This window comes from Arthrobacter zhangbolii (assembly GCF_022869865.1).
Classification (GTDB): domain Bacteria; phylum Actinomycetota; class Actinomycetes; order Actinomycetales; family Micrococcaceae; genus Arthrobacter_B; species Arthrobacter_B zhangbolii.
This window is the reverse complement of record NZ_CP094984.1, coordinates 921,247-943,653: the sequence shown is the minus strand read 5'-3', so window position 1 is coordinate 943,653 and position 22,407 is coordinate 921,247. Positions and strand designations below refer to the sequence as shown.

23 protein-coding genes are annotated in these 22,407 nt (G+C 65.4%); 11 read left to right on the top strand and 12 right to left on the bottom strand.

Going from position 1 to position 22,407, the window contains the following annotated elements; all coding sequences use genetic code 11:
- Positions 1-355: 355 nt before the first annotated feature.
- The 3 genes from MUK71_RS04440 to MUK71_RS04430 all read right to left on the bottom strand — a co-directional run bounded on the left by MUK71_RS04440 (position 356) and on the right by MUK71_RS04430 (position 2,695).
- Positions 356-1,012: a DUF6318 family protein gene (locus MUK71_RS04440; protein ID WP_227928850.1), complete on the bottom strand. Its 657-nt coding sequence runs from the start codon at positions 1,010-1,012 to the stop codon at positions 356-358.
- Between the two features lie 139 nt (positions 1,013-1,151).
- Positions 1,152-2,051, bottom strand: a complete 900-nt coding sequence (locus tag MUK71_RS04435) for a hypothetical protein (protein ID WP_244802825.1) — start codon at positions 2,049-2,051, stop codon at positions 1,152-1,154.
- Positions 2,048-2,695: a DUF6318 family protein gene (locus MUK71_RS04430; protein ID WP_227929652.1), complete on the bottom strand. Its 648-nt coding sequence runs from the start codon at positions 2,693-2,695 to the stop codon at positions 2,048-2,050. Before MUK71_RS04430 ends, MUK71_RS04435 begins: the two co-directional genes overlap by 4 nt.
- A gap of 207 nt (positions 2,696-2,902) precedes the next feature.
- Between MUK71_RS04430 and MUK71_RS04425 the strand changes: the two genes are divergently transcribed.
- Positions 2,903-3,418: a GNAT family N-acetyltransferase gene (locus tag MUK71_RS04425; protein WP_227929651.1), complete on the top strand. Its 516-nt coding sequence runs from the start codon at positions 2,903-2,905 to the stop codon at positions 3,416-3,418.
- Between the two features lie 20 nt (positions 3,419-3,438).
- Here MUK71_RS04425 and MUK71_RS04420 read toward each other — a convergent pair whose 3' ends face one another.
- Positions 3,439-4,110, bottom strand: coding sequence for a hypothetical protein (locus MUK71_RS04420; protein ID WP_227929650.1), 672 nt, complete (start codon positions 4,108-4,110; stop codon positions 3,439-3,441).
- 342 nt (positions 4,111-4,452) lie between these two features.
- Here MUK71_RS04420 and MUK71_RS04415 point away from each other — a divergent pair, with 342 nt between their 5' ends.
- A complete protein-coding gene (locus MUK71_RS04415; RefSeq protein ID WP_423724636.1) occupies positions 4,453-5,898 on the top strand; it encodes a stealth family protein in 1,446 nt (481 codons plus the stop codon).
- Between the two features lie 85 nt (positions 5,899-5,983).
- Here the strand turns inward: MUK71_RS04415 and MUK71_RS04410 are convergent, their stop codons facing one another.
- Positions 5,984-7,657, bottom strand: a complete 1,674-nt coding sequence (locus MUK71_RS04410) for a catalase (protein WP_227904131.1) — start codon at positions 7,655-7,657, stop codon at positions 5,984-5,986.
- A gap of 139 nt (positions 7,658-7,796) precedes the next feature.
- Here MUK71_RS04410 and MUK71_RS04405 point away from each other — a divergent pair, with 139 nt between their 5' ends.
- Positions 7,797-8,216 (top strand): pyridoxamine 5'-phosphate oxidase family protein, encoded by a 420-nt coding sequence (locus MUK71_RS04405; protein ID WP_227929648.1) that lies wholly within the window; start codon positions 7,797-7,799, stop codon positions 8,214-8,216.
- 24 nt (positions 8,217-8,240) lie between these two features.
- Here MUK71_RS04405 and MUK71_RS04400 read toward each other — a convergent pair whose 3' ends face one another.
- Entirely contained in the window at positions 8,241-9,137 is an 897-nt protein-coding gene (locus tag MUK71_RS04400) for a phosphodiesterase (RefSeq protein WP_269436395.1), read from the bottom strand.
- A 206-nt stretch (positions 9,138-9,343) separates the two neighbouring features.
- On the opposite strand from MUK71_RS04400, the gene MUK71_RS16265 reads away from it, so the two are divergent.
- Positions 9,344-9,949, top strand: coding sequence for a hypothetical protein (locus tag MUK71_RS16265; RefSeq protein WP_341482051.1), 606 nt, complete (start codon positions 9,344-9,346; stop codon positions 9,947-9,949).
- 51 nt (positions 9,950-10,000) lie between these two features.
- On the opposite strand, the gene MUK71_RS04390 is transcribed toward MUK71_RS16265, so the two are convergent.
- On the bottom strand, positions 10,001-10,750 hold the full coding sequence (locus tag MUK71_RS04390) for a sulfite exporter TauE/SafE family protein (RefSeq protein ID WP_227929647.1): 750 nt from the start codon (positions 10,748-10,750) through the stop codon (positions 10,001-10,003).
- A 102-nt stretch (positions 10,751-10,852) separates the two neighbouring features.
- Here MUK71_RS04390 and MUK71_RS04385 point away from each other — a divergent pair, with 102 nt between their 5' ends.
- The 7 genes from MUK71_RS04385 to MUK71_RS04355 are packed head-to-tail and all read left to right on the top strand — an operon-like array spanning position 10,853 to position 16,218.
- Positions 10,853-11,155, top strand: coding sequence for an urease subunit gamma (locus MUK71_RS04385; protein ID WP_227904126.1), 303 nt, complete (start codon positions 10,853-10,855; stop codon positions 11,153-11,155).
- An 8-nt stretch (positions 11,156-11,163) separates the two neighbouring features.
- Complete coding sequence (locus tag MUK71_RS04380; RefSeq protein ID WP_227929655.1) at positions 11,164-11,478, top strand: urease subunit beta; 315 nt, start codon at positions 11,164-11,166, stop codon at positions 11,476-11,478.
- 2 nt (positions 11,479-11,480) lie between these two features.
- On the top strand, positions 11,481-13,187 hold the full coding sequence (locus tag MUK71_RS04375) for an urease subunit alpha (protein ID WP_227929646.1): 1,707 nt from the start codon (positions 11,481-11,483) through the stop codon (positions 13,185-13,187).
- Position 13,188: 1 nt separating this feature from the next.
- Positions 13,189-13,860, top strand: coding sequence for an urease accessory protein UreF (locus tag MUK71_RS04370; protein WP_227904121.1), 672 nt, complete (start codon positions 13,189-13,191; stop codon positions 13,858-13,860).
- Positions 13,853-14,629, top strand: coding sequence for an urease accessory protein UreG (ureG, locus tag MUK71_RS04365; RefSeq protein WP_227904118.1), 777 nt, complete (start codon positions 13,853-13,855; stop codon positions 14,627-14,629). Before MUK71_RS04370 ends, ureG begins: the two co-directional genes overlap by 8 nt.
- Positions 14,586-15,461 carry an urease accessory protein UreD gene (locus MUK71_RS04360; RefSeq protein ID WP_227929645.1) on the top strand — a complete coding sequence of 292 codons (876 nt, stop codon included), beginning with the start codon at positions 14,586-14,588 and terminating at the stop codon, positions 15,459-15,461. The genes ureG and MUK71_RS04360 overlap by 44 nt, the downstream gene beginning before the upstream one ends.
- A gap of 34 nt (positions 15,462-15,495) precedes the next feature.
- The gene (locus tag MUK71_RS04355; protein WP_227929644.1) at positions 15,496-16,218 is read left to right on the top strand and encodes an AAA family ATPase; all 723 of its coding nucleotides are present in this window, start codon (positions 15,496-15,498) and stop codon (positions 16,216-16,218) included.
- A gap of 40 nt (positions 16,219-16,258) precedes the next feature.
- Here the strand turns inward: MUK71_RS04355 and MUK71_RS04350 are convergent, their stop codons facing one another.
- From MUK71_RS04350 to MUK71_RS04330, 5 genes are all read right to left on the bottom strand, one after another.
- Positions 16,259-17,377, bottom strand: coding sequence for a HoxN/HupN/NixA family nickel/cobalt transporter (locus tag MUK71_RS04350; protein WP_227929643.1), 1,119 nt, complete (start codon positions 17,375-17,377; stop codon positions 16,259-16,261).
- A gap of 155 nt (positions 17,378-17,532) precedes the next feature.
- A complete protein-coding gene (locus MUK71_RS04345) occupies positions 17,533-19,170 on the bottom strand; it encodes a glycoside hydrolase family 13 protein (protein ID WP_227929642.1) in 1,638 nt (545 codons plus the stop codon).
- Positions 19,171-19,213: 43 nt separating this feature from the next.
- A complete protein-coding gene (locus MUK71_RS04340; protein ID WP_227929641.1) occupies positions 19,214-20,059 on the bottom strand; it encodes a carbohydrate ABC transporter permease in 846 nt (281 codons plus the stop codon).
- Entirely contained in the window at positions 20,056-21,006 is a 951-nt protein-coding gene (locus MUK71_RS04335; protein ID WP_227904107.1) for a carbohydrate ABC transporter permease, read from the bottom strand. The genes MUK71_RS04340 and MUK71_RS04335 overlap by 4 nt, the downstream gene beginning before the upstream one ends.
- Positions 21,006-22,340, bottom strand: a complete 1,335-nt coding sequence (locus MUK71_RS04330; protein WP_227929640.1) for an ABC transporter substrate-binding protein — start codon at positions 22,338-22,340, stop codon at positions 21,006-21,008. Before MUK71_RS04330 ends, MUK71_RS04335 begins: the two co-directional genes overlap by 1 nt.
- Positions 22,341-22,407: the final 67 nt, after the last annotated feature.

The window sequence follows — 22,407 nt, the reverse complement described above, 5'->3', positions numbered from 1 at the left end:
TCACTGACTCTGGACCAAGTGCTCGGATCAACGGTTTTCAGTCCCGAAAACCAGTACACCAGGCGCCCATCATCACCGGCGGTACATGCAGCTTGATTCGCAGCCAAGCATTCGACGTGGCCAGCCATATCGTCGAAACAAACCGGTACGAACCGGTAGCCTCTTGGATCATCCGGGATCCCCACCGGCACTGTGGTCCACACCCCGGAATCTGGATCCTGGGAATATGCTCCACCTGACACCGAATCGTCTTCATGCCATCCACCGCCAACGACAGCGGCGTGAACCGCCGGTGTACTGTATGGCACCGTAGCAAGAACCAGTGCAACGACAGCAAGCGCACCCTTTATAAACTTCATTTTGTGGGACTGGTAATAGTTACAACATTTTCTGCAAACCATTCATGTCCTGTATGGCGCGCCTCAATCATCTGAACACCGGAATCTTCTGTACCTTCGTATGATCCGTATATTTCTCCGGGACCATGAAAGGTAATCTCCTCTTGTCGTTCTTGAATCAGTACTTGATAGCGCCCTTCTGTAGTGAGAATGTAATCCGAGCTAACCCCTTGAACGTCAATCTTTCCGCCTACGATCCAATCTTCGTTCTCAAATCCTTTGCCCACCATTTTGTAGAATGTGCCGCATACTTTGCAGTCCGGGCCGCTGATGGCGCGGATGGGCTCCACATCGCCGGTTTCGAAACCGTAGTTCACTAGCTCGTACCAGTACCGCGCGAACGCCTCCAGTCCCTCCTTGGACTCCAGCTTCGCCTCCTCCGGCATCACCGGCACAGGCACATTCTCCGCCGGACCATCAGCCGAAGCCGGCTTGTACTTCGCCGACGGGGTGAGCGTAGGCGTCGGCGTGGCAGAAGCAGAGACGGAAGACGGGGCAGGCACCGGTGACCCACCGCCGGGATCCCCCGCAGCCTGGGAACAGGCGACCAGCCCACACAAAAGCACCCCCGCACCAAACAAGGATGCAACACGCCGCGCAATGGTTCTGGTCATCTGTAACCCCCGGTCGGGCAACCCGCAAGACTGTCAGTCCGGCCATCCTAGCCAGCCACACGCGCCCCCAGCCCGTTATCCACAGGACAGTACACCGGAAGCCTGAACCGTGGGCTGTGTCAGGCCGACTAGAGTGCGACTAGCATCCGACGCCGTTCGGGTTCACCAGGCAGTTGTCCGCCACACTGCGGGTTTCCGACCGCCACACCCGCAGGGTCTGGGCGGGCGAAGACACCGTTGCCCGCCCATCGATGGGAATCACGGTTCCCCCGTTCACCGAATACTTGCCGGAGAAATACACCGTTGCGCCCACCTGATAATCCCCGCTGGCCGCATACGCGTGGCTGGTCTGCGTCACCTCACCCCAACGGTCCTGGCCCAACGGGCCTCCCGGTACCGGGGTGGGCCCGTACACCGTGCCGTCACCGTAGTTGATCTCGTATTCCGTCGGTGTGGCCACAATCCGGATGCTCTGCCCCAGCAGGACCATCTCGAAAACCTGCTCAGTTGCTTCGATATACACGTTCGTTTCCATCCCGACCAACGTGTGCGGGCTCGGCTGCAACACCAGCCCGCCGGGAACTATGGGCCGTTCCTGAAACGCGGCAAGGATTTGCGCCCGGATCTGCTCACCAATATCAACCGGTTCCTCGGAGTAAATGCACGACGGCGTATCACTGACTCTGGACCAAGTGCTCGGATCAACGGTTTTCAGTCCCGAAAACCAGTACACCAGGCGCCCATCATCACCGGCGGTACATGCAGCTTGATTCGCAGCCAAGCATTCGACGTGGCCAGCCATATCGTCGAAGCAAACCGGTACGAATCGGTAGCCCATGGGATCACTGGGAATACCAACCGGCATAGTTGTCCAGACACCGGTGCCAGGGTCCCGCTGGAATGCTCCTGAGGTGACCAAATCGTCCTTGAATCCAGTGTCATTGATGGCCGCGAGAGCGGCACCACTTCCCGCAACGAGAGTCGAAAGCGCGATGGCTATAACCAGACAAAACTTGCGTGGACGAAACTTCATTTTCATCCCTTTATGGTTACTACGCTCTCTGCGTACCAACCGTCCGGACTGTATCTAGCTTCGATCATCTGTACCGCGGAATCTTGGTAACCATCGCGAGTACCGTAGTGAACTCCCGGTCCGTAATAGCCAATTGGTGCCTGAATATTCTGAATCAGCACCTGATACCGTCCTTCTGGAGTTAGAACATAATCTGAATGTATCCCTTGGACTGTTAGCTGCCCACCGACAATCCAATCTTCATTTTGGTAACCAGACTCGACCATTTGGTAGAAGTTCTTGCAAACAGCGCAGTCCGGGCCGCTGATGGCGCGGATGGGCTCCACATCGCCGGTTTCGAAACCGTAATTCGCAGCCTCGTACCAGTACCGCGCGAATGCCTCCAGCCCTTCCTTGGACTCCAGCTTCGCCTCCTCCGGCATCACCGGCACAGGCACATTCTCCGCCGGACCATCAGCCGAAGCCGGCTTGTAGGTCGCCGACGGGGTGGGTGTAGGCGTCGGCGTGGCCGAAGCAGAGACGGAAGGCGGGGCAGGCGACGGTGATCCACCGCCGGGATCCCCCGCAGCCTGGGAACAGGCAACCAGCCCACCCAAAAGCACCCCCGCACCAAACAAGGATGCAACACGCCGCGCAATGGTTCTGGTCATCTGTAACCCCCGGTCGGGCAACCCGCAAGACTGTCAGTCCGGCCATCCTAGCCAGCCCCACGCGCCCCCAGCCCGTTATCCACAGGACAGTCGGCGGGAATCCGGAACCGGAGGGTTACCGTGAATTTGAGCGGCACAGATTCACCGCTATGCTCATGTCATCGTGGTCCAGCAGCTGTCCACCCAGTTTCTAGTGTGGAGCCTGCCGTGAATCCCAAAACCCGACCAACCAGCGACGCTGTCCAGCCGGATCTGCCGGCGCCCGCGGAAACCGGACCGGAACCCGGCCCCGCCGCTCCGGCCGGTTCCCGAGGCAGGGCCCAGCGCCGCAAACCGGCCCCAAAGGGCGGAAAAACCGGCATCCCCAACGCGACCGTCTACAACAACCGCCTGCACAGCCGGTTCGAGCTGTTTGTGAACGGCACCATGGCCGCTTACCTGCAGTATGAAATGCACGGCGGGGAGCTCTGGGCCCTGCGCATCATCGTGGATCCGGCGTACCGGCAACGGACTGCCGAGACGCTCCTCATCGAGGAAGTGCTCGCTGATGCCCGCAGGAGCCGTATCGCGCTGCTGCCCTTCTGCCCGCGGACCCGGGCCTATGTTGCTGCCAGGCCCGAATACCTGCCGCTCATTCCGCGCCAACACCGGGCGCGCTTCGCCGTCTCAGCCACGGGCAAACGCACGCGGCTGCGCCCCGGCGCCGGCCCGGTTCCCGGATAGCCGTCCCGCCAACGGTCCGCTCACCCGGCGTTCCGGAGCGATGTCAGCATCCTCCGCAGGTCCCGGTACTCCTGCGTATCCGGATACCGGGCGGCGCCGTCGAGGTAGCTCCGTGCATCGCTCTGCGCATCAGCGGCCGGATACTCCCCCGCGAAGCGGCCGCCACTGGTTTCCGTCAACGTGAAGAAATCGAACAGTCCGCAGTTGCCATCCTGCCGTCCGCTCACCACGGCATAGGTGGCCTGGGCGCTCCGCGTTCCGGAGGGGGCCAGTGACCGGTAGACGAACCGTTGCTCGGATCCCTGCGCCGAGTCCAGTTCCGGCATCGGCACGCTTTCGTACTCGGTATAGGAGGCCGCCCCTGCCGGCGCGGTGCAGCTCAAATCCGCAATGATGCCGGTATCCAGGCGTGCCACTACCCTGCCGGAGCCCTCGGCAACCTCAACTGAAATCCCGCCGGCCGGATCGTTGGCGAGCGCCGGCAGTTCGGTGACTTTCCAGTCCTGCGGGTGCTCAAAGCTCAGTGAACCGTCAGCGGTGGTGTATCCGGACCACGGGCGGGACGTGGCGGAGGACGACGACGGCGGATCCGGCACTTGGGCGCAGGAGGACGTACCGGCCAGAAGTAATAGAGCCCCGGCCAGCAGGGTGTTTCGGGCGGTGACGCGTCGTGCGGTGTTACGGTATCCCACAGCGGCTCCCGGAATGTCCGTGTCCGAACCCATGCTACTGGCGGCGGGCAGCTGAGCACATAGCGTGCAAGCCGTCCGCTGCGGTATACCTGACGGTGCCGTGCCGACTTCCGCCGGTTCCCCCCCCAGTGCAGCGCTGCACATCATCCCAGCGCCTCACCCGTGGGCGCCCACCAGTTGTTGGAGGTTCCCATTACAGATACAGCCGCCGAACACGATGTCTACTTCGGAGCCCCGGAGCCGGACTTCGAGCCGGAGAACCTGCAGACCGCGTCCCTTGCCGTAGTTCAGCGGGTCAGGGACCGCCCCGACATCGCCCTCGTCAAGGGCCGTCTGGCCTTGATGGACACCGGCCGCACTGCGCATGAGGCCATGGTGGAGGATCTGCTTTTTGTGCGGAAGGTCCTCGAAGACGCCGGCATCCCCTATCTGCTGGTACGCGGCAATGACCAGCGGCCGGTGATCGCCGTCGACCTGCGCATGCGGGCCGCCCTGCGCAAGGCAATGGTGGAAGCCTGCCGCGACGAGCCGTTCTATGCCCGCAGCGTGGATACCAAAAAGAGCCGCACCCTGCTCATTGCCGACGGCAGCCTGGCCCCCACGGAAAAAACCCGGATCATCAGGGTTTACCGCCCGCGGGCCTTCAGCGGCACAAACCTGGTTCTGTCAGCCGCCGCAGGCGTCCAGCTCGAGCTGTGGGACCTGGAAGGAGCCGAGATCACCCTGCCGGTGGAGAATTCCCTCACCCGCCGCACCCTTCCAGCCGCTGAAGTGGTGCGCGGAACGGTGGAAAAGCACGGACTCGTCTGGCCGACCATTGAAAACATGTTCGCCGACCATGCCACGGACATCCGGTTCGACATTGATCTGGTGTTCTCCTGGGTGGACGGCAGCTCAGCCGAGTTCCAGGCAGCCCGTGCCGCCCGGATGAAGGACGCCGTGGTGGGTGAAGGCGACGACCATGAGGCCCGCTTCCGCCAGATCAACGAGCTCAAGTACGCCCTGCGCTCGGTACACATGTTCGCGCCGTGGATACGGCGCATCTTTATTGCCTCTGATTCCCCTCGGCCGGCCTGGCTGGCAGAGCACCCGTCGGTCACCTTTGTGCCGGCTACGGAGCACTTCAGGGATCCGTCAGTGCTCCCCACCCACAATTCCCAGGCGGTCGAGGCGCAGCTGCAGCACATTCCGGGGCTGGCGGAGCACTTCCTGTACTCCAATGACGATATGTTCTTCGGCCGCCCGGTGGCCCCGGACCTGTTCTTCTCCCCCGGCGGGATCACCAAATTCATCGAGGCCAGCACCCGGATCGGCCTGGGCGCCAACGACGCGGAGCGCAGCGGGTTCGAGAACGCGGCCCGGGTGAACCGGCGGCTGCTGTGGGAACGGTTCGGCCGCATCACCACCAGGCACCTGGAACACACCGCCGCTCCCCTGCGCCGCAGTGTCCTGCTGGAGATGGAGGAGGAATTCCCCGAGGAGTTCGCAGCCACCGCCGCCAGCACCTTCCGGGCCAAGGACAACATCTCGGTGACCAACTCCCTGTACCACTACTACGCCCTGCTGACCGGACGTGCCGTCACGCAGGAAACGGCGAAGGTGAAGTACGTGGACACCACGTCCTACGCCGGGCTGGAAGTCCTGGAGCGGCTGCTCGCGAAGCGGAACATGGACATGTTCTGCCTCAATGACGGCAGTTTCCCGGAGGTTCCCGCCGGTGAGCGTGCGGAACGGGTCACTGATTTCCTGGAGAAGTACTTCCCGGTCAAAGCGCCCTGGGAGCGCTGAGCAGCCTACTGCTTAAACGACGACGGCGGCAGCGCACCAAAAGTGCGCTGCCGCCGTCGTTGTTCGCTGAGGCAGCCGTGCTGTCCTAGCGGGTGACCACCACGTGCTCATTGGGCACGCAGTGCGTCATGGTGAGGCCTTCGACGTTGCGGGGACCGTTGTGGCCCAGGTTCTTCATCCGCTCGGTTTCTTCCTCGTTGAGCGTCTGGGTAGCCAGCGGGCCAAGATCCTTGATCTCCTCCAGGCTGATGCCCAGGCCCTCGCCCACGCGTGCGCCCAGCTCGTCGTCACACATGTAGAAGTGCCAGAGCATCCGCTCCTGCACCGGCCGGACCGCCTCGCCGATGTTTGCCACGAAGTTGGCGACCAGATCGTCCTTCTCCCACTGCTCCATCAGCTGGTAGCGCTGGCCGGCCTGCATGTAGTCATTGGTGCGCGGCAGGCGGGCACGGGTCAGGCGCCCCTCCAGCTCGGGGCCAACCTCGGCCTGCTCCGGCTTGGGCGCTTCCTGCAGGCCGCCGGTGATGTTCGGCTCGTAGTTCACGTGCGGGTTCTGGCCCGGCGCGAGGTCGGTGCCGAAGGACATCTGGCCGCCGCGCTGGTTGGTCGCCACCCGGGCGTTCTTCGCGGAGTTCACCGGAAGCTGCAGGTAGTTCGGGCCCACGCGGTAGCGCTGCGTGTCCGAGTAGCTAAACGTACGGCCCACCAGCATCTTGTCGTCGGAGAATTCCAGGCCGTCCACCAGCACACCGGTACCGAAGGCGATCTGCTCGTTCTCGTTGTGGTGGTCGGTGACGTTGCGGTTCAGGGTCATGGTGCCCACGTACTTGGGCTCAAAGTCCTGCTCCGGCCAGGTCTTGGTGTCATCGAGCGGATCGAAGTCCAGTTCAGGATGATCGTGGTCATCCATCAGCTGCACGTACAGGTCCCACTTGGGGTAGTCGCCGCGTTCGATGGCCTCGTACAGGTCCTTGGAAGCATGGCCCAGGTCATTGGCCTGGATGTTCGCGGCGTCTTCCTCGGTCAGGGACTTCACGCCCTGCTGCGGCTGCCAGTGGTACTTAACCAGCTTGGACTCGCCCTGTGCGTTGACCCAGCGGTAGGTGTTCACGCCGAAGCCCTGCATGTGCCGGTAGTCGGCGGGGATGCCGCGCGGGCTGAACAGGTTCACCAGCATGTGCATCGACTCCGGGGTCTGCGACATGAAGTCGAAGATGCGCGCCGGCTCCTGGCGGAAGGTGACGGGATCCGGCTTGAGGGAGTGGATCACGTCCGGGAACTTGATGGCGTCGCGGATGAAGAAGACGCCCAGGTTGTTGCCGACCAGGTCCCAGTTGCCGTCCTCGGTGTAGAACTTGATGGCGAAGCCGCGCGGATCGCGGGCGGCCTCGGAGGAGTCGCGGCCGCCGATCACCGAGGAGAACCGGATGGCGACGTCGGTCTTTTTGCCCGGCTCGGAGAAGAGCTTGGCGCGGGTGTACTTGGCAATGGGCTCGTCGCCCCACTTGCCGGAAGCCTCAAATTCGCCGTAGGCAACGAAACCGCGGGCGTGCACTACGCGTTCCGGAATCCGTTCACGGTCGAAGTGGCTGATCTTTTCCAGGAGCTGGTAATTCTCCAGCGTGGCCGGTCCGCGGGCGCCCACCGTACGGGTGTTCTGGTTGTCGTAGACCGGGTGTCCCTGCCGGGTGGTCAGTGTCTTGGGGGCCTCGGCATTGTTCTGGCCGTTACCGGGATTCTGCGTATCTGCTTCTGTCATCACGTGCTCTCTGAGTGTGTGAGGTCCATAGCTGGCTGGCATAACTACCCTCTCAACTCTCTTTAAAACCCCGCAGCCAGTCAAGTTCGTAAGCAGCCTGATAGTAGCGGCCGGGGAGCCCCCTTGGCACACTGGAAACATGACAAGTGACGAGCGCCCCCCGGTAGTGGAACTGACCTCCGAGCAAAGCTGGAAGTACCTCGAACACACGTTCCACGGCAGGCTGGCGGTCAGTGTCGCCAACCGGCCCAACATCTTTCCGATCAACTATTTTGCGCACGACGGCGTGATTCTCTTCCGGACGGCGCCCGGCACCAAGCTCGCGGAGCTGACGGTCAACTCGTATGTGGCGTTCGAAGCGGACGGTGTCCACAGTGACCAGGCCTGGTCCGTCATCGTGCAGGGCACCACCCGGGAACTGGAGACCTCCGCGGAGATCGAGGCTGCCGAAAAGCTGCCGCTGAAGCCTTGGGTCCGGACCGAAAAATACCGCTTTGTGGAGCTCTCTCCGGAAACCCTCTCGGGACGATTCTTCAATCTGGGGCCGGAACCGGAGTAATCCGGCCAGCGTGGGGCCGCAGGTTCAGGCTGAGGTAAGCCGGCGGTCCTCGGGAATGCGGATTCCCGCAGCAGCCAGCCGGGCAGCAGTCTCCTCGGGCCCCACCCGCTCGCCCACCGTGGTGCTTTCCTCCAGGGGAACTACCGAGTGCACCACCGAATCCTCATACAGGTGCACCATGTTGTACCCCTGCCCCGCGTTTTGCCCGCGGGTCCCCGGGGTGGAAAGGTCCTGTGCGTAGCAGGTGGCGGAGGCCACGGACACTGGAATGCCGGCGAAGGTACTGAACGTGGAGTAGTGCAGGTGCCCGGAAATAATGGCACGCACGTCCGTCCCGGACAGCACTGACGCCAGGTCCCGCTGGTTGCGGAGTTCCACCAGCACGGCAAGGTCCTGCACGCTCGGCACGGGCGGGTGATGCATCGCAAGGATGGTTCCGTCCGGAGCGGAAGTGTCCAGTTCCCGGCGGAGCCAGGCCAGCTGGGTGTCCGCCAGTTCGCCGTAATGCCGCCCCGGGACGCTGGTGTCCAGGGTGATGATGCGCAGCCCGCCCACATGGTGTACCTGGTCCACCGGAGACATCTCCGGGGCATCGTTCAGCAGGATTTCCCGGAAGCGGGCCCGGTTGTCGTGGTTGCCCATGGCCCAGATGACCTGGGCGCCCATTCGCTCCGCAGCAGGCAGGACAATGTCACGGATCCGCGCGTAGGCCCCGGCTTCACCCTTGTCGGCAAGGTCGCCGGTGAACACCAGGGCGTCGGGCCGCTGCCCGCTGTCTTCCAGCCGGGCGAAGAGGTTCCGGAGGTTGGCGTGGCTGTCCACGGCACCGTAGAGAGGTGCTTCACCTCCCAGCAGGTGGGTATCGCTTAGGTGGAGGAGGAAGTGGCGCGGACGGGGATGCTCGGCCGGGCGGAAATCCATCAGAACCTTCTCGACTCGACAGCTGCTACTGCGTACCTCTTCCATACAAGCAGACATCGCGGCCCCGGAGTAACCTGCACGGGCGCGTTTCGCCGGGTTTTGGCTGCCGGCCACGGGAATCGGAAGGAACTGCTCTGGCGCGCGGGACCGGACCGGCCGTAGGCTCGGTGGCAGGTTTGTACCCTTACGTCTGCGAAGGAACGTCCATGAAACTCAGCCATCTCCCCCTGCGGCTCACCACCGGCGCTTTCATCCTGAATTCCGGCCTCAACAAGCGCAACCTCGATGCCGAATCGGCCGCCGGCCTGCAGCAGATGGCCGCAAACGCCTTTCCGCAGGTCCAGGACCTTGATGCGGTGCGGTTCGGCAAACTGCTGAGCAATGCCGAGATCTGTGTGGGCCTTTCCCTCCTGCTGCCTTTCATTCCCAGCCGGCTGGCGGGCCTGATTCTGGGCGCATTCTCCGGCGGCATGATCCGCATGTACCTCAAAACCCCCGGCATGACCGAGGAGGACGGGATCCGTCCCACCGCTGCGGGTACCGGCCTGGCCAAGGACACGTGGATGGCCGGTATTGCCGCCGCCCTGCTCCTGGACGGCGGAAAGAAGAAGACCAAGGTCAAAGTGGTGAAGGTTCCGACCCCCGTGAAGGCGGCAGCCGCAGTGGCCGGTGTGGAGACGGCAGGCAAGGCTGCCCGCAAGGCAGCGGGGAAGGCTTCCAAGGGCGCAGCCAAAGCTGCCAAGGCCACAGCAGCCGGCAAAGCCGCAGCGGCCGCGGGTAAGGCGGTTAAGGACAAGGCAGCAAAGAACTAGACGGCGGGCGGCGGGCGGCGGCCCGCACAGTTACGGCCACCGCCGGTTCCGTTACTGCAAACCGATGACGCCTTTCACCACGGCAGACGCAGCGCCGAGGTAGGCCAGCACAATCACGGCCCGCCGTGCAGCAGCCTGCGGTACATGCTGTGCCAGCGCCGCTCCGGTCCGCAGCCCGCCCAGCGTCAGCACCAGGAGCAACAGCCAGATCCACCACTGCAGATCCGGCCACTGGCCGGGATCCAGGACGGCATGAACCAGAATGGTCGCCAGGCTCAGGGACGCCAGGAACGGCTGCATGGTGGCCATAAATGCCGGCTGCGGCCAGCGTGCCAGCACGGCGTAGGCGCTCACTGCCGGCACCCCGGCACCGGCCATGGAATTGCTGAGACCGGCGAGCAGGCCGGCGGCCAGCTTTGGCGGCCCGCCGTGCAGCACCACGTCGGTCCGCGTTAGCAGCAGGGAGGAGGTCAGGGCGGCGAGCATAAAAACGCCAACACCTATTTCCAGCGGCGGCGCGGGCAGCTGTGAGGCGGCATAGGTACCCAGCAGCACCCCGGCAGCCGCCGGCGGCATCAGCCACCGATACATCCGCCAGTCGATCCGCCGCCACACTGAACGGATCACCAGTCCGGCAGCGACAGCCCCGCACACATTCGTCACGACGACGCCCGGAGCCGGGCCCAGGGCAACAATAAGGAACGGTGCCAGCAGCAGGCCGAAACCGATGCCGGCCACACGCTGGGCGATGCCACCAATGAAGACGGCAATCAGCACGGTTAGCAGCAGTCCGGAACTCACCGCCGCAGTCTATGGCGGGGCACGGGCCCCGCCCAATTCGCAATCTGTCACAAACACCCCCTGCGCAACACGACGGAAACAACCCGGTGGCAGAATCGCCGCATGTTCCTCACCCCCGCAGACAAGGACAAGCTGCTGCTCAGCGTGGCAGGCATGGTTGCCCGCGACCGCCGCGCCCGCGGCATCCGGCTCAACTACCCCGAAGCCGTGGCCCTGCTCTCCTGCTGGGTCATGGAACGGGCACGGGAAGGCGGGCTGGTAGCCGACCTGATGAGTGAGGGCCGGCAGGTGCTGCGCCGCGACGACGTGATGGAGGGGGTGCCGGAAATGATCCCGGACCTGCAGATTGAAGCCACGTTCCCGGACGGCCGCAAGCTGGTCACCATCACGGACCCGATCTCATGAGCGGCCGCATGATTCCCGGCGAAATCCGTACCGCCGACGGCGCCCTGGAGATCAATGCCGGCCGGGAAACCCGCACGCTGGTTGTTACCAACGACGGCGACCGTCCGGTGCAGATCGGCTCCCACTTCCACTTCGCAGACGTTAACGCCGCGTTGACCTTCGACCGGGCAGCCGCCGTCGGCTTCCGCCTCGGTGTGCCCGCAGGAACTGCCGTGCGGTTCGAGCCCGGCGCCTCCCGTGAGGTCACCCTCGTCCGGCTGGCAGGCACCGGCACCGTTCCCGGCCTCCGGCTTCGGCCCGACACACTGCAGGAAGGCGCCTAGGCATGCACATCAGCAGGCACGAATACGCCCATCTCTACGGACCCACCGTCGGCGACTCCATCCGGCTGGGAGACACTGATCTGTGGATCAGCCCGGATAAGGACTACACCTTCGGCGGTGACGAGTCCGTGTTCGGCGGCGGCAAGAACATCCGCGAATCCATGGCCCAGTCCACCCGCACCTCGGCAGAGGGAGCCCCGGACCTGATCATTACCAACGTGGTGATTGTGGACCACTGGGGCATTGTCCGCGCCGATGTAGGTGTGCGGCAGGGCCGGATTGCCGGCATCGGGAAGTCCGGCAATCCGGACATCATGGACAACGTCCATCCGGCCCTGGTGATTGGTCCGGGCACCGAGGTGGTGTCCGGAGAGGGACGCATTCTCACCGCCGGCGGCATCGACACGCATGTACACCTGCTGGGCACCGACGCGCTGCGCGAGGCGCTGGCCTCCGGCATCACCACGGTGGGCGGTGGCGGAACCGGCCCGGCGGAAGGATCCAAGGCCACCACCGTGACCCCCGGAGCCTGGAACCTGCAGGTTATGCACCGGGCGCTGGATCACCTGCCCATGAACTTCCTGCTCTACGGCAAGGGCAACACCGTCAGCCAGGCGGCCCTCGGGGAACAGGCACTCGCGGGCGCCGCCGGGTACAAGGTCCACGAGGACTGGGGCTCGACGCCGGCCGCCATCGACGCCGCGCTGACCGCTGCGGACCGGTGGGGTGTCCAGGTGGCACTGCACGCGGACTCGCTCAACGAGGCCGGTTACGTCCAGGACACCCTTGCCGCCATCAAGGGCCGGGGCATCCACGTCTTCCATGCCGAGGGTGCCGGCGGCGGCCATGCCCCGGACATTATTACGGTAGCGGCCGCCGCGAATGTGCTGCCGGCCTCCACCAACCCCACACTGCCCTTCACGGTCAATACCGTGGCCGAGCACCTGGACATGCTGATGGTCTGCCACCATCTGAACCCGAGGATCCCCGAGGACCTGGCCTTTGCCGAGTCCCGGATCCGGGCCAACACCATGATGGCCGAGGACGTGCTGCAGGATCTGGGCGCCATGTCCATCACTTCCTCGGATGCCCAGGCCATGGGCAGGATCGGGGAAACCATCACCCGCACCTGGCAGGTGGCCCACGTGATGAAGGACTACATGGGTGCGGCGGAATCCGCGCTGCCGGCAGATAACGAAAGGGTGCGCCGGTACATTGCCAAATACACCATCTGCCCCGCGGTGGCGCACGGCATTGACCACGAGGTGGGATCCATCGAGACCGGAAAAATGGCGGACCTGGTGCTCTGGGAACCGGCGTTCTTCGGGATCCGGCCGGCCCTGGTGATCAAGGGCGGCGCCATTGTGGCCGGGCAGATGGGTGATCCAAATGCCACGCTGCCCACGCCGCAGCCGGTCTGGATGCGCGAGGCACTGGCCGGGACGGCGTCGTCGGCACCGCACCTGTCCACCTCCTTTGTGGCACCGGCGGCCCTCGAGGACGGATTGGCCGACAGGCTGGGCCTGGTCCGTTCCCTGACCCCCATCCGCTCCACCCGGAACGTCACCAAGGCGTCACTGCCCAACAACACGGCGCTGCCGGACATCCGGGTGAACCCGGAAACATTTATGGTCAGCATCGACGGGCAGGTCATTGAACCGGCCCCCGTTTCCGACCTGCCCCTGACCCAGCGCTACTCGCTGTTCTGACATGACGAGCGTGCCCGACGACACCGGAATTGCCGCGTTTCTGCTGGCCGATTCCCGCCTGCCCTCCGGGGCCTACTCGCACTCGGCCGGCCTGGAACCGGCAGTGATTGCCGGGCTGGGCGTGGACGGGGTATATCCCTACCTGCGCTCCCGGCTGCACACCGTTGTCCGCGTGGAAACCGCCGCGGCGGTGCTGGCGCACCGGACGGATTCGGGGTTTGACCGGATTGAGGCGGCCCTGGACGCGCGCACGCCCTCCGCCGCGCAGCGGGACGCCTCCCGCCGCCTGGGCCGGGGCATGCTGCGCCTGGCCGGCCGGCTGCGGCCCGGGCATCCCGCCGTCGTCGAACTGCTGCGGACCGTTCCCAAACCCACGCGCCCGGTAGCCCTGGGAGTCACTGCCGCAGCGCTGGGTGTGGGCGAACTACCGCTCGCCCGTCTGTGCTGCTACGACGACGCCCAGTCCGTGGTGGCCGCCGCCCTGAAACTTCTGCCGATTGATCCGATGGACGCGACCGCTTGGATTCTGGCCGCTGCGGAGGAGATTGACGCCGTCGCACAGGAGTCCCTGCGGGTGCAGACCCCCGAGGAGATTCCCGCGCTCAGTGCCCCCTGGATGGAGCACTGGGCCGAAGACCACACCACCAGAACAAGGAGACTGTTCGTTGCCTGAAAACCTGACCCAAGAGACCATCCCCGCCGCAGCCGCGTCCACCCGGTCGCTGCGCCTGGGCGTTGCCGGGCCGGTGGGAACCGGCAAGAGTTCACTGATCGCCACCATCTGCCGTGCCATGTCGGAGGAACTGCAGATAGGCGTGATCACCAATGACATCTACACCGATGAGGACGCCCGCTTCCTGCGCTCGGCCGGCGTACTGCCGGAGGAACGGATCCGAGCGGTGGAAACCGGGGCCTGCCCGCACACCGCCATTCGCGATGACGTCACCGCCAACCTGTTGGCCGTGGAGGACCTGGAATCCGACTTCGCCCCGCTGGACCTGGTGCTGGTGGAAAGCGGCGGCGACAACCTGACCGCCACGTTCTCCCCCGCACTGGTGGATGCACAGATCTTTGTGCTGGATGTGGCCGGCGGCGGGGACGTGGCCCGCAAGGGCGGCCCCGGCATTGCCCGCGCCGATCTGCTGGTCATCAACAAGATTGACCTGGCGCCGTACGTGGACGTGGACGTGGAGCAGATGCTCGCCGACGCCGTTGACGCCAGGGAAGGCGGCCCGGTGCTGGCACTGTCCCGCAAGCAGCAGGACACCGTGGACCGGCTCAGCGCCTGGGTCCGGGAGATGGTGGCCAAGCACCGCGCGGGCAGCCACACCCCGCAGGATCCAGGCCCCATGGCGCCGCATTTCCACGCCGATGAAGACGGCGGCTACATCCATACCCATGACGACGCCGAAGGTGCCGACGCTGTCCGCCACCAGCACTGAGACCCGCAGGGCGGCAGAGGCCGCGGCTCCCGATACCGCCGACCGGCTCCCTGCCCCGCCCCGGCCCACCCGGATTGCCGTCGAGGCATCCGGCGACGGGGCGCGCTTCGCATTGCTGGACCAGGGCCTCTATTTGGCGCCCCGGCCGGTAGCCGGCGGTTCGGCACCGGGGCAGCGGCACCTGCGCGTGGCCCTGATCGGCATCCACATGATGTTGCTGGGCGGCGACGATGTGCGGATCGAGATTGCAGTGGGTGCCGGTGTCACGTTGGAGGTGATCGAGCCTGCCGGGATGGTGGCGTACGACGCCGAGGGCCGGCAGTCCCGCTGGTGCCTGGACGCGGTGCTCGGCGAGGGAGCCGTGCTGATCTGGGAGGGTGCCGCCTTTGTGGCAGCGGAAGGGTCCAACGTGCTGCGGGAAACCCGGGTGCGGATGGGCCCGGGGGCGCGGTTCCTGCTCCGGGAGACCCTGGTGCTGGGCCGTTCCGGGGAGGCTGCCGGTCCGCTGCGCAGCATCACCCGGCTGTCCGGCCCGGAGACCGACTACCTCTACGAGGATCTGGACCTGCACGGAATGCGGCAGCGCGCCGTCGGCATCCTGGGCGGCTCCAAGGTGATGGGCAGTGTGACGGCGGCCGGCTGGCGGCCGGAACCGCTGAGCGAAGAGTGCGCCGGAACATCGGCGCCGGGCGCCCGGAGGTTCGAGCTGGCGCAGCCCGGTGCGGTGACACGCGCCCTGACCGGGACTGCGCACGCGGCAGACCGCCTGCTCGAACCGGTGTACGCGCAGTGGAAGGCCGGGCTGCTGGCCGGGACGGACCGGAACCCTTAGCGGGAGGCGGCCAAAGCCATGAAAGAATCTGCACATGTTAAGCAACCGGTACCCGATCCGCCAGGTGAGGGAACATCCGCTGGAGCCACTTGAGCGGAAAACGTGGCCTGCCACCCTGCCTCCGGTGGCCCAGCTGCTGGATTCGGGGCTCGACCTTGCCCCGGCCACCGTGTTTGTGGGTGAGAACGGCAGCGGAAAATCCACCCTCGTGGAAGCCGTTGCCCTTGCCTTCGGGCTCTCCCCCGAGGGCGGATCCACCGGAGCCCGGCACACTACCCGGTCCACGGAATCGGTGCTGAGTGAACACCTGCAGCTGGTCCGCAACCCCGGCGGCACCAAACGGGGATACTTCCTGCGAGCGGAAACCATGCACGGCTTCTTCACCTATCTGGAGAAGAACCCGTCAACCTCGCGGATGGACACCGAGTTCCATTCCCTCTCCCACGGGGAATCCTTCCTGTCCCTGGCCGTGGACCGGTTTCGCGGTCCCGGCCTGTGGGTGCTGGACGAGCCGGAATCCGCGCTCTCCTTCTCCGGCTGCCTGGCACTGCTGGGATTGCTGAAGGACCTGGTGGCCGACGGCCGGTCCCAGGTGCTGCTTTCGACCCACTCCCCGCTGCTCGCGGCGCTCCCCGGGGCGCGCATCCTGGAACTGGGGCCGTGGGGTTTCCGCGAAAAGCAGTGGGAGGACCTGGACCTGGTCAGCAGTTGGCAAGGCTTCTTTGACGCTCCCGAGCGGTACCTGCGCAGGCTCTGAAGCACGCCCGCGGCCCCGCCCGAGGAAGGCGGCTGCCTGCTCAGCCGGTTTCGGCAGCCGTTCCCGCAGTGCCGTTCCGTTCACCTGCGACCTTCCAGAAGGCATACGCGCCAATCCACGCCGCCGCAAACAACCCCACCACGGCAAACCCGAAGTATTCCAGGTCCAGGTTCCCCAGCCAGGCCACCGGCCCCGAGGACAAAGCCAGGGTTTCCGTCAGCAGACCACCCAGCACGACCAGGCCGACACCAAACGCGGCCAGCACCGACACAGCCGTGATCACCAGGTTGTAAAACACCTTGCGCTGCGGGGAGTCGAACGCCCACCGGTACACCCGGCTCATGAGAATCCCGTCCAGGGAATCGAAGAGCACCATGCCCGCGGTGAACAGCAGCGGCAGCACCATCACCGCCTGCCAGGGCAGCAGGACAACGGCGCCGCCGGCCACCACAAACAGGCCAATGGTGGTGGCGGTATCCAGCCCGAGGCCAAACAGGAATCCCAGCGGGTAGAGCTTCCATGCCTTATCCACGCGCCGGGACACCGGTGCCAGCAGGCGGGCCATCAGCCCGCGCTGGTCCAGCGCACGTTCAAGCTCGTCCTCGCTGTAGCCGCCGGACCGCAGCTTCCGGTAGGCACGGACGATTCCGCGCATGGCCAGCAGGTTAATGGCACCGATCAACAGCAGGAACGAGCCGGACACTGCCGGCCCCCACACGCCGGCCACCTGCTTCAGCACCGATCCGTCGTCGGATAGCTGACCGGCCAGGGCGTTCACGCCCGCGGCCAACAGCGCTACCGCCACCAGCACCACCGTGGAATGCCCCAGGGCAAACCAGAAACCGGTGGTGACCGGGGCTTTTCCGCCGGCGGCAAGTTTGCGGCTGGTGTTGTCGATGGCGGCAATATGGTCCGCGTCGAAGGCGTGGCGTACACCCAGCAGGTACGCGGTCAGCGCGAGGCCGACGCCGAAGCCGGCCCCGCCGGCAGCGGTGTAGTCATGTGGCAGCACCAGCAGGGCAAATCCGCCCCATCCCAGCAGGTGCAGGGCCAGGATGCCCAGCCCCATACCCCAGAGGGCTCTGCCGCCCCGGTTGTGGACGCCGGAAACGGCGGAAGGAGCTGCGGGACGTGCGGCTGCGGGCGCGGAACCGATCATGCGGGCCAACCATTCAGACGGGAACAGATTCTGCGCCCGAGCCTAGGGCGGGCAGGTTTCCGCAACGTTACGGTGAACCCGTGTTACGCCTTCCCCGGGTGTGCCCGCGACGCCGTCGCCGGGTTCGACGACGGCGCCGGGCGGCCGGCCGGGTTTTACGGGCAGCGGATCCATGCCGATTGGTCGGTTTCCAGCCGGCCCTCAATCCCGGGTTCGCTGGCCAGGATCAATGTCCCGTCCGGCAGCTGGACGGGCGCGGACCCGAGGTTCAGTACACAGATCAGCTCCCCGCGCCGAAACGCCAAAACCTCGGGCCCCGCATCCAGCCACTGGATCTCAGATCCCGGATCGGTGGCCAGGAATCCGCACCGCACCGCACCGGCCTGCCGGTAGAGCGCCAGGAAGGACCCGGCGTCGCCCTCCTGCGCCGAGGCGGCATATTTCCCCCAGTACTCAGGCTGCGGCAGCCACGGTTTTCCTGTGCTGAACCCGTAGCCCGGCGCGTCACCGTCCCAGGGCAGGGGAACGCGGCAGCCGTCCCTGCCCTTTTCCAGGCCGCCGGTCCGCTCGAAGATCGGGTCCTGCAGGGCAGCAGCCGGCAGGTCGGCCACTTCGGGCAGGCCCAGTTCCTCGCCCTGATACAGGTATGCGGCACCGGGCAGCGCATAGGTCAGCAGCAGGGACGCCCGGGCCCGGCGTTCCCCGACGGCGTCGTCCGGAACCGGATCCGCGCCGTCGTCCGCCAGCCAGCGGAGCAGGTCCGTCCCGGCGGGCAGCCCGTACCGGGTGCGGTGCCGGACCACGTCGTGGTTGGAGAGCACCCACGAGGTGGCGGCGCCCACGGAGGCAACGCCGGCGAGCGCGGCGTCGATGACCCGGCGAAGTTCGCCTGCCTCCCACGGGCTGCGCAGATAGAAGAAGTTGAAGGCCTGGTCCAGCTCATCCTGCCGCACGTACAGCGGCAGGCGGTCCAAGCTGACCCCCGCTTCGGCCACTGCCAGCCGCGGCGGGTCATACTCGTCCAGGACCCTGCGCCACTGCCGGTAGACCTCGTGCACGTCCTCCCGGTCCCAGAAGGGGTGGTTGTCCCCTTCCGGGGGCGAGAGCAGCGGCGCAATGTCGGCACCGTAGGTGTTGCGCAGCGGCAGTTCCAGATCCTTCATCAGGCCGTGGGCCACGTCAATGCGGAACCCGTCCACGCCCAGATCGGACCAGAAACGCAGCGTACGTTCAAAGTCGGCCCGCACCTCGGGGTGCCGCCAGTTAAAGTCCGGCTGCTCCTTGGAGAAGATGTGCATGTACCACTGGCCGTCCGGCACGCGTTCCCAGGCCGGGCCGCCGAACTTGGACTGCCAGTCCGACGGCGGGAGCTCACCGTTTTCACCCAGCCCGTCACGGAAGATGAACTTCTCCCGTTCCGGTGACCCCGGCCCGGCAGCAAGCGCAGCCTGGAAGTCCGGATGCCGGTCCGAGCAGTGGTTGGGCACAATGTCCACGATCATCCGGATGCTGCGTGCGTGGGCGGCGTCGAGCAGTTCACGGAACTGGGTGAGCGTCCCGTACATGGGGTCAACGTCCCGGTAGTTGCTGACGTCGTAGCCGCCGTCGGCCTGCGGCGACGGGAAGAACGGGGTCAGCCACAGTGCGTCCACCCCCAGCGAGGCGAGGTAGTCCAGCCGGGCGGTGATGCCCGGAAGGTCCCCAATGCCGTCGCCGTTGCTGTCCGCAAAGCTGCGCACGTACACCTCGTAAATCACGGCGTCCCGCCACCACTGTGTCCTGCTGTTGTCCATGTACTGCTCCTATCCTGTACTGCGCTTACCCCTGTACTGCGCCTTATCCCTTTACCGCGCCGGCCGTCATGCCTGAGACCACAGATTTGCGGAACACCAGCACCAGGATGGCGATGGGCAGGATGGCTATCACGGAGGCGGCGAAAATGGTGCCGTACGGTATGTCGAATTCGGACCCGAAGAGGGCAATGCCCACCGGGACCGTACGGAAGTTGTCTTCCGAGTTGAACGTCATGGCCATGAGGAATTCGGTAAAGCTGGCCGTGAAGGTGAAGATGCCGGCCGTGAACAGGCCCGGACGGGCGGCCGGCAGGATGATCGAGAGCACCGTCCGGGTGCTGGAGGCCCCGTCCATCCGCGCGGATTCCTCCAGCTCGAAGGGCAGGTCCTTGAGGTAGTTGCGCATGATCCACACCGCAAACGGCAGGTTGAAGGCGATGTAGGGCAGGATCAGGCCGTGGTAGCTGTTCAGCATGCCCAGGCTGCGCTCCAGCAGATACAGCGGGGTCAGTACCGCGATGGTCGGGAACACCGAGATCACCAGCAGCCCAACCAGCAGGGGCGCCTTGCCGCGCACCGGCATCCGGGCCAGGGCGTAGCCGGAGAACAGCGCCAGGGCCAGGACGACGGCGGTGGTGACACTGGCGATCAGGACACTGTTGAGCATGTAGGTGGAGAAGGAGTACTGCCCGAAGGCTTCGCGGTAATGGTCCAGGGTGGGGTTCTGCGGCAGGATGCTCGGCGGCAGGGCCCCCAGTTCCCCGGTGGGCTTGAAGGAGCTGGCGAAGAGCCAGTAGATGGGCAGGGCCGTGAGCAGGGCGATCACCACGGCGCTGATGTTGATGGTGTTGACGTACTTGCGCCATCCTTTGCGGGTGCGGTTCCTCATGGCTTTTCCTCACTGACCTGGGAGCGGAAGGCTTTGAGCGAGAGCAGGCAGGCAAACAGCACCAGTGCTCCGGTGGTGACGGCAATGGCGGCGCCGGCACCGAGGTTCAGGCTTTGGAACATCACCTTCCACCCCAGCAGGGCCAGGGATTCCGTGGAGGTTCCCGGCCCGCCGCCGGTGAGCACAAACGGCAGGTCAAAAACGCCGAAGGCCTGCAGGACACGGAACAGGACGGCGATGGCGAGCGTGCCGGTGAGCTGCGGAAGGGTTACCCGCCAGAACGTCTGCCAGGCGTTGGCCCCGTCCAGTTCGGCTGCCTCGTAGAGGTCATTGGGAATGACCACGAGCCCGGCCAGCACAATGATGGCGACAAACGGGGTGGTCTTCCAGATATCTGCCACCATCATGGCGGTGATGGCCGACGCCGGTTCGCCCAGGATCACCGGGTCGGCACCGAAGAGGCCCAGGAACCAGGAGATGGCACCGTAGGAGGCGTTGTACATGTAGGACCAGAGCTGGGCGGAGATCACGGTGATCATGGCCCACGGGATCAGCAGCAGCGCCATCATCCAGCCACGCCAGTTGGCCAGCCGTTCCAGCACCAGGGCCACGAGGGTGCCCAGCACCAGTTCGATGACCACGGTGACCACGGTGTAGAACACCGTAAAGAGTGCGGCGTGCGCCCACCGCGGGCTGGAGAACAGCGCAATGTAGTTATCCGCGGAGAAGCCGGTCAGCTCAAACCCGGAATAGCCCAGCTCCACCTTGGAGAAGCTCATCACCACCGAGAAGGCGATGGGAAACAGGGTAATCAGCCCTACGACCACCAGTGTGGGGGTCAGGTAGATCCAGCCGGTGCGGGCAGCAGAGCTGCTCAGCCCGCGGCGCCGCCGCTTGGGTGCCGGTGGCTGCGGGGTGGAGGGTTTCAGGGGCGTGGTAACGGCCATCAGAGGCTCCTGCCTTCCAGGGCGGACCGGATTCCGTTGCGCGCGGCTTCAAGGCCGGCGCCGGTCTCCGTGGTTCCGGCAAGGATGCCGTTGACCTGTCCGTAGATGGACTGGGAAATCTGCGGGTAATAGGGCGACGCCGTGGGACGCGCCACCAGGTCATTGCCGGCGCTGGCCACAATCACCGGGGACAGCACCTGCACGTCAGCGGCCTCCCGGACAGCGTCCAGTGTGGGGATGGTGGATGAACGCTTGGCCAGGTCCGTCTGGGTTTCGGCGCTGGTGAGCCATTTCAGGAAGGTCAGCGAGGCACCGAGCTGTTCGGTATGCGGATTTACGTACACGTTCCAGCCGCCCACGGACGCGGCGTTGGTATCCCCGTCACCGAACGCGGGCATGGAGGTGACGCCCACCTTTCCGGCGATGCCTGAGGTTTCCTCATTCTCCGCGGTGGCGTAGGCGTAGGCCCAGTTGCGCATAAAGGCGGCGTCACCGTTGGTGAAGGTCTGCAGCGACTGCGGTTCCTGGTAGGTGGGCACACCGCGGGGGCTCGTCCCGTCCGCCACAAGGTCGCGCATAAACTCCACGGCTTCGGTGGCTTCGGGGGAATCAATCAGCCCTTCGGAGAGGTCCTCATTGACCAGGGACCCGCCGGCCGAGGCCACGAACTCGTTGGTCACGGCGGTCAGTCCCTCGTAGGAGGCGCCCTGCCAGGTGATGCCTTCGGCAACCTCGCCCGCGTCCTGCAGCGTCCGGGCCTGCTCGGCCACCTCCTGCCAGGTTCCGGGCACCGGCAGCCCGTGTTTCTCCAGCAGGTCCTTGCGGTAATACAGGAAGGACTGGTCCAGGGTCAGCGGAATTCCAAACACCTGGTCTTCGAAGGTGGCTCCCTCCACCACCGCGGGATCGAAGCCGTCGAAGTAGTCCTCGGGGAGGTACCGGTCCACCGGCAGCGCCAGCCCGTTATCCGCCAGCTGGGCCGCCCACGCGACATCGCCGTTGTAGATGTCCGGAGTGGAGGCACCGCCCATGATCTGGGTAGCCAGGCTGGCCCGGTTGGTGTCCACGTTGGTGGGCGCGCTTATGACCTCAATGTCGATGTTCGGGTGCTCTGCTTCGAACTCCTCCACCAGCCAGACCCGCGCATCATCGGCGCGGTTTCCAAAGGGGGCCGCCTGCCAGGTGAGGGTCACGGGAGAGGTAGGTTCCGCGGCGCTCTGCCCGGCAGCCGGGTCTTCCTCACCGGGTGAACCGCAGGCAGCGGTGGCCAGCAGCAGGGCGGCAGTACCCAGCACTGCGGTGGTCCGCAGTTGGTGTGCAAGTGGATGCTTCACTCGTTTCCCCATTCGTTGCGCAAGTGTTTGCGTTGAACAACCCCGGGTCAACACGCGGATTATGCCC